Origin of the sequence: Rhizobium sp. NLR10b (assembly GCF_019685435.1) — a bacterium.
In the GTDB taxonomy this organism is placed as follows: domain Bacteria; phylum Pseudomonadota; class Alphaproteobacteria; order Rhizobiales; family Rhizobiaceae; genus Rhizobium.
Genome location: NZ_JABDWV010000042.1, coordinates 1 through 6,183, shown reverse-complemented (window position 1 = coordinate 6,183; position 6,183 = coordinate 1). Strand labels below are relative to the sequence as shown.

Genomic DNA, 6,183 nt, shown 5'->3' with positions numbered 1-6,183 from the left:
CCGTCTTCGAAGTCGGTAGCGAGACGATGTAAGCGGAGGTGTTTGGCGCATAGGTGAAGGTCGTCGTCTTCTCGTCGCCGGTGGTGTTGACATTCTCCGTGCCTGCGGCATCCACCGTGCGGCCGCGGTCCGTGATCTCAATTACGTTTCCGTAAGCATCGAAACTCCGCTCCGTCCGTAGGAATGTGGTCAATCCTCCTTCGGTCAGCGTCGTCGCCGTCGCCTTGTTTCTGGCCACATAGGGCTTTGAACCCGTGTTGATGGTATATTCCTGTGCAACCCGTTTGGATTCCGTATTTGCTCCGTTGCGCAAAACCGTTGTTTCCGGCAGTCCGTAACTGGCGAGGTCCTGCCGATACGTCGTCACCAGGATCGGATTGGACGTCTCCCCGGCTGCGAGCGGCTTCGTCTCTGTAACGGTGCGATAGCCAAGGAATTTGCGGGCAGCAGGATCATAGAGACCGCCGGAATAGGCATAATTCGTCACGCTATTGCCGTAGCCGCGCCTGTCATCCACGGTGAGCGCCGTCACCGCATGCATGACCATTGGCATGAAGCTGTTGGCAAAACGCGTCGAGGGGGTGTAATCGATGTTGATCGTTCCGCCCGTCGCAAGCGTAATCCCGCGCAGGAGATTGGGATTGCCCGAGCCGGCATTTGAGATCGTCGTTTCCGTTTGCGAAGCGACGAAATCCGGAAGACCGTCGCCATTGAAATCGCCTGAAAGGCCGGAGCCGCGCTGCAGGAAAGGCGAGACGACGAGGGTGTTGCCTTGCTGACCGAACCAGAGACCATAGGCATTCAGGTCCTTGAAAGGATCAGTGTCCTTGCGATCCTTGGTGGCGACCACATCGACCTTCCCATCATTGTCCATGTCGCGCAGGATCGGCGGCCCCGCGAGGGCCAACTCGCCCGTGACCTGGATGAAGCTGCTGCCGGTGCCGAGCCACACTACCGCCACATAACTCGTCCCGGAGGTCGTCGCTCTGACAACGTCCGTCACACCGTCGCCGTTCATGTCCGCGAGGGCGCAATAGGCCGAAGCTGAATTGCAACCGATGCCCATCGCCTCAGTCGTCCAAGAGGTTCCGTTGGCATACTTGTAGGCCAAAAGGTCTTGGCCCCTGACCACGCCTTGGCGGCCACCCCCGAGAAAGTCCGCAACTCCGCGGATGTAATCGCCCATATTGAAAAGCTGGTCTTGCCATCGCCATCCGTATCGATCGAGGCGTTCTTCACCGTATTGGAACTGTCGTAATTCGTGGGAATGACGCTGCAGACAGAAGAATAGGGTTCCGGGCAAAGGGAGGCAGATAGATTCAGAGAGGAATCGGTGGTGATAATGCCACTGACGCGGGTCTTGGTGACAGAATCGTTGCTGCCGGTATTTGTAACATTATAGGTGAACGCCAAGTCCTTAGGCTTGCCGGCGACATAACGAGCGGCAAAGTAATTCGGGACAGGCAAATTGTCGTAAGTGAGATTTGCCCTTGGTACCGTTGTCCCCGTGGTCTGGGACACGGCGCCGTTTTGTGGGCTGAAGTTCATTGCCGTAAATTGGAGAGGATCAGGCCTATATGCGCCTAGAGCGGAATTATAGGAATAGGTCAGAAAGGACCCGTAAAACTCATCTTTCCCATCGAAATTAAGATCGCCAATCTGTCGCGAAAGGAAATAGGAAAGTTGCTTTGCCCCATCTCCAGGTGTCGGCGCGGGGAATTGGTTGGTCAGCCGCGTGTAATTATAGTTGATATTGTCATAGACCATCGCTCGCAGCACCTTGTGCGTCCCGCCAGCGATATTGCCTGAGGAATCAAGCGCCGCATCGCGGCCATAACGATCGACCTGCACCAGGCGGGATGCGTTGGAAAACGGCGCCTGGTCATAGGAAAGGACGTAGCCACCACTGATACCAGCCTCGGCAGCAGCGCTGTAGTAGACGGTTTTGAGCCGATAGGTCGTCCAGGTGATGGTGGTGCCATTCGCCGTCGGTTCGTAGTCGGGCCGCCGTTCATAGCGGAAGACGATTTCGGCATGGCTGTCGTAGCTGATCCTCGCAGGGTAGCATACGGGGAGATCCGGGCAGGTATAGGCGTAAGTCACCCGATTGCCGTTCGGATCCACCACCGAGGTGGGCAGATAACGTCCGGTCCCACTTTGATTATTGTGCGGGGCGTTGGCGATTTCGGCCACCGACTGGAAAGTCGTCACGACCCCTTTATTGTCGGTGACCGTAGGAATGTCCGTATCGAGCACTGACCCGGCGCGCGCTCAGCTTCCTCGGTCTGGAAAGCTTGTGGATAGTGCCGCAGCACTAGTTCCTTGCCCCGGCGGTGTAGCCGGTCTGTTCGATATGGTAGCCGCTTTCGTTGGTCACCTGCCGCGCCGAGGCGAGATGATCGCGATGCAGGAGAACTTGTCCCGCGTGCTCGAGCCGGCGGTGACGACGATCTTGCGTCGGGATGCGGATAGGGGGTATAGATGTCGGTGCCGGGCGTCGAGCGGTCGATCTCGACATTGGCGGGATAGAGCGTCGTGCCGAAGCCGGGCTCCGTCCGGGCCATAGGCGAAGCTCTCCTGGGTGACGCTCGCCAGCCGGTTGGCGCCGTTCCAGCTCAGCGTGCGGCTACCGCCCGAGACCATGTTGCCGTTAAGGCGCGATATCGGATCTCACAACATGGACATCTCCCGCACGGAGCAGCGCGTCCTGCATCTCTTGGCCCAAGGCGCCGCATCGAAATTACCCGCGACGACTACAGAAAGGTCGAAAACGTCAGCTGCTTCACCCGCGACGGCTGGCTCTATCCCGGCGTCGACCTCGATCTCTTCAGGAGATTGAAACGGCTGAAGGCGATCAAGTCTTCAGGCGGCCAACCCTACCGGATCACCGAAAGGGGGCTGAGACTGGTCAGGTCGCAGCTGGACAATAGATAGGTCGGGCAACCAACCCTGGTCGCGCATCAAACCTGCGCGCTCAGGGCTCAGCTTTGAATTGGAATTCGAACGGGGCAAAGTCACCCCGAATATCTATCGTGTTCCATCAGCTCCGCTTGCGGGGTGCCAGTATATTCAAGACTAGACTTCGCGATATCATTTAATCACGTTGATATCGCGCCCAAGTCCCGGAATACGTTATCCAAATACTCGCGAACTTCAACAGAGCGATCTAGGCCGGATCTTATGTTTACATTCTCGTACGGCCTAAGAGCAGCACGTATTACGCCTGCACTTGTGCCGCCGATGCTTGAAGCGAGGTAGGCATATTCCGCAGCCCTTGCCGCGCCATTACACCAGTCCCACGGCATCCATTTGTAATCACTTATCAGAAGATCGCAAAGCTTGTCCTTCGAGATCAAAAACCCTCCCAGCTCTCGGTCGAAGCGGTGAATGTCGGCTTGAGCCTTCTCAAGCACTAACTTCAAATTCCCGCCATGGTCACTCAACCGCAGCGATGACCGTTCTCCCCATGAGTAGTATTGTCCCAATTGGCACCGCTCATTAAATCGGCCTTCCATCCGACTGTTTCTCCCGCCGTAGAGTTTCAAGCACTTTTCTGCAAAACTAAACGCGGCAATGTTCCGCAGTCCAAAGTCACATGCGAAATTGTTGACGGGTCGCCCAAATAAATTCCACTCGACAAAACTCTCTGCCTCGCCATCATTGCTATGGCAATACAAGAATTTTGACACTTTGATGAAGCCTATCTGCGCCATTTTTTCGTCTAGCGCAGATGTGATTTCTTTTAGAAACATTCAGGCGCTGCTCCCATCACTTCACAATCTCGTCGAACGGTATCTTGCTCTCAGATAAGAGTGAACGAAGAACGGCGCTTCGCGCATCGACTGGAGCACAGCCATCACACATGGTTTTGTAAGCAACACTGTTAAATGGGCCGAATTTCGAGGCGCCACCAAATTGCATTACAGAGATATCTTTCAGAACCTGGCTGCGATCAAGCTTCACCGTATCAGACATTGATGTTTTCACCTCGAAACCGACAATGTTTCCGAAAGAGTCGCGCCCCAAGAAGTCGTAGTTTCTGGTTCCTAGAAAGTTGCCAGTTACCTTCACCTGGGCCTCACTCAAAATTGTATAGCCATCGTTGCGCGCTTCTTGGATTGCCGCCGCCACCCCCGCGTCATGCCGAAGATTGGGGCCCCTTTCTTTGAGTTTCGTTCGCCCTTCTCGTTGGCCTCGGCAGACCTCTTAACACCGGAAGCAGTGATGGATGCTGATGGGCTTGAACCACCATTTTCCAAATAACTACCCCGGGGACTATCGTCTCCCGCTGTGGCTCTTCCGCCACCAGTTAAACTGCCTATAAAATCGCTTATCGCTTTGCTGAGTTGGCCCCATCCCATTGAGATATGCCCATTCGGATCGGACTTATTGACGGGATCATTTTCGGAGTAGCTGTAGCGGTTTGTGCCGACGCCCTCATCGCAGCTGGACAATAGATGATCAACTCACTCTGACCGCGCCTTAGTTCAGGCGCGGTCAGGGCTCAGCTTCGAATTGGAATATTTCAACGGGGCAAAGTCAGGCGGACGACCAAACCCTTTCCCGCCGCACTCATCGCTTGGTGTCAAACCCCGGCAGACTTCGCCGGGACCATGGCCGAAACCGGCTCCAACGCTACGCAAGATGAAGCTTCGCGTTTCCGTTGCTCACACCGCGCCTGTTGGCGTATTCAAAACCCCCAGGCTCTAAGTCGTCACTGGGTGAAAGTTCAGCGCAGGCCGAACATCCCGCCAACTACATTGCCGGTATCGGCCTTTATCGGCGCGGCGAGTGGTGAACGCGTCCATCTTCCGTTCCCGAAAACCAAAGTGAAGTTGTTGGGATCGACTTCCACGCGTCGGACAGAAACTCTCGGTGGCAGGTCAGCTGGTAACTAGTTCCAAGCGCGAAACGTCATCTAACTCTTGCTGCCGCATCAGCTCCATTTCTTTCGGTTAATGCTCACGGGATATATCGTCTTTGCTCGACGGCTTCTGCAAAAGAATTTTAAGTTTTTCTTCGACAACGCGCTGGAATTCCCGGGCATACGCCTCAAATTCGCTTTTGTCTGCTCCCATATCCACACATCCGTCCCTCCACCACAACATCAAGATTGGAAGGTCCCAGATCAACAGTGCCACTTCCATTTTCTCACTATCACTATACGCAGCAGCATCAAGATGACGTATCTTCTCAATGGCTCTCACGGCTTCAATCTTTGTAAAAGCCATCTTCCGGATGTTATAGAAGAAGCCACCGCGACTGAATTCCTGTTGAATTTGTTCAGCAAACCTCATCGTTTGCCCTCCCCCATTTTCCAGCCATTGGCGCCTCTCATAATTCCGACAATAGCCGCTGCGGGCACGTATCTCTCGATTAAGACTTCCTGATCTGCGATAGCAAGGCTGTCAGTTTTTGGATTCCCAGTGCCGCCTTGGGAATAATCAAAGTGTCTGCTCGGAACACGGTTCAGATCAATAGCAACCACCGTATCCGATGGCGCTCTTCCGCTGGCCGCATATTCTTGCGCTACGGCTAGCGATTTAGACGTCGAAATGTACTGGCTCCGCTCCTGTCCGTCGTCAGCAATATGATAGCTCGGGTCGAGTTGGGCAAGGGGATCTTTCGCCATCAGACCTGTTGCGAGATAGGGCACTTCGTCTTGCCGAAGCCCTCGATAGACAAGACGCTTGTTGGCTTCTTCCTGCGCCTTAGTCGCGGTCGAGGTTGTCGTTGCGAGAAGTGCTGCAGTGGTAGTTGCTGCGACAGCCATTGCTGGGGAGCCCGATGGTCCCGCCGCAGCAAACGTCCTTGCTCCTGCGGCCGATCGAGCTACAGATTGCCCTGTCGTTCCACCAAAAAAACTCTCCAGTGCGCGCAAAGCATTCCCAATTGTTTCGGAGAATGTCTTCATTCCAACGTTCCCGACCGTACCACCTATATGCCCATTCGGATCGCTTTTATTGACGGGATCATTTTCGGAGTAGCTGTAGCGGTTTGTGCCGACGCCTTCCTTGGTCGGGTCCCAGTCATCCGGCGAGATGAACCGCCCGAAGGCCGGATCGTAGTATCTGGCATTGAGATACATCAGCCCGGTTTCGGGATCGAAGCGTTCGCCGATATAGCTCTTCTTGGTCTGGAAGCTGGTGTTGGTGGCTTCGCCATAGGCGGCATAGCCGGTCT

The 6,183-nt window shown here is 55.0% G+C and carries 6 protein-coding genes and 1 pseudogene; 1 reads left to right on the top strand and 6 read right to left on the bottom strand.

Annotated elements, in window-relative coordinates; translation table 11 throughout:
- Positions 1 to 961: toxin TcdB middle/N-terminal domain-containing protein (locus tag HJB91_RS30250; RefSeq protein ID WP_221156935.1), on the bottom strand; the 961-nt coding region annotated here is incomplete at its 3' end.
- A gap of 53 nt (positions 962 to 1,014) precedes the next feature.
- The gene (locus tag HJB91_RS30245; RefSeq protein ID WP_221156934.1) at positions 1,015 to 2,256 is read right to left on the bottom strand and encodes a hypothetical protein; all 1,242 of its coding nucleotides are present in this window, start codon (positions 2,254 to 2,256) and stop codon (positions 1,015 to 1,017) included.
- Positions 2,257 to 2,677: 421 nt separating this feature from the next.
- Between HJB91_RS30245 and HJB91_RS30240 the strand changes: the two are divergent.
- Positions 2,678 to 2,934 (top strand): annotated as a pseudogene (locus HJB91_RS30240) (YjhX family toxin).
- Positions 2,935 to 3,098: 164 nt separating this feature from the next.
- Here the strand turns inward: HJB91_RS30240 and HJB91_RS30235 are convergent.
- The 4 genes from HJB91_RS30235 to HJB91_RS30220 all read right to left on the bottom strand — a co-directional run.
- Positions 3,099 to 3,752 carry a hypothetical protein gene (locus HJB91_RS30235; protein ID WP_221156932.1) on the bottom strand — a complete coding sequence of 218 codons (654 nt, stop codon included), beginning with the start codon at positions 3,750 to 3,752 and terminating at the stop codon, positions 3,099 to 3,101.
- A gap of 16 nt (positions 3,753 to 3,768) precedes the next feature.
- Positions 3,769 to 4,131 (bottom strand): hypothetical protein, encoded by a 363-nt coding sequence (locus HJB91_RS30230; protein WP_221156930.1) that lies wholly within the window; start codon positions 4,129 to 4,131, stop codon positions 3,769 to 3,771.
- An 824-nt stretch (positions 4,132 to 4,955) separates the two neighbouring features.
- Complete coding sequence (locus tag HJB91_RS30225) at positions 4,956 to 5,297, bottom strand: hypothetical protein (RefSeq protein ID WP_221156927.1); 342 nt, start codon at positions 5,295 to 5,297, stop codon at positions 4,956 to 4,958.
- Positions 5,294 to 6,183 (bottom strand): RHS repeat-associated core domain-containing protein (locus tag HJB91_RS30220; RefSeq protein WP_221156925.1); only part of this gene is annotated, 890 nt, incomplete at its 5' end. The genes HJB91_RS30225 and HJB91_RS30220, both read right to left, overlap by 4 nt.

What these genes read in the sequence shown, in the direction of transcription:
- HJB91_RS30235 (WP_221156932.1), bottom strand. Translation starts at nt 3,752, where the DNA reads ATGTTTCTAAAAGAAATCACATCTGCGCTAGACGAAAAAATGGCGCAG.
- HJB91_RS30225 (WP_221156927.1), bottom strand. Translation starts at nt 5,297, where the DNA reads ATGAGGTTTGCTGAACAAATTCAACAGGAATTCAGTCGCGGTGGCTTC.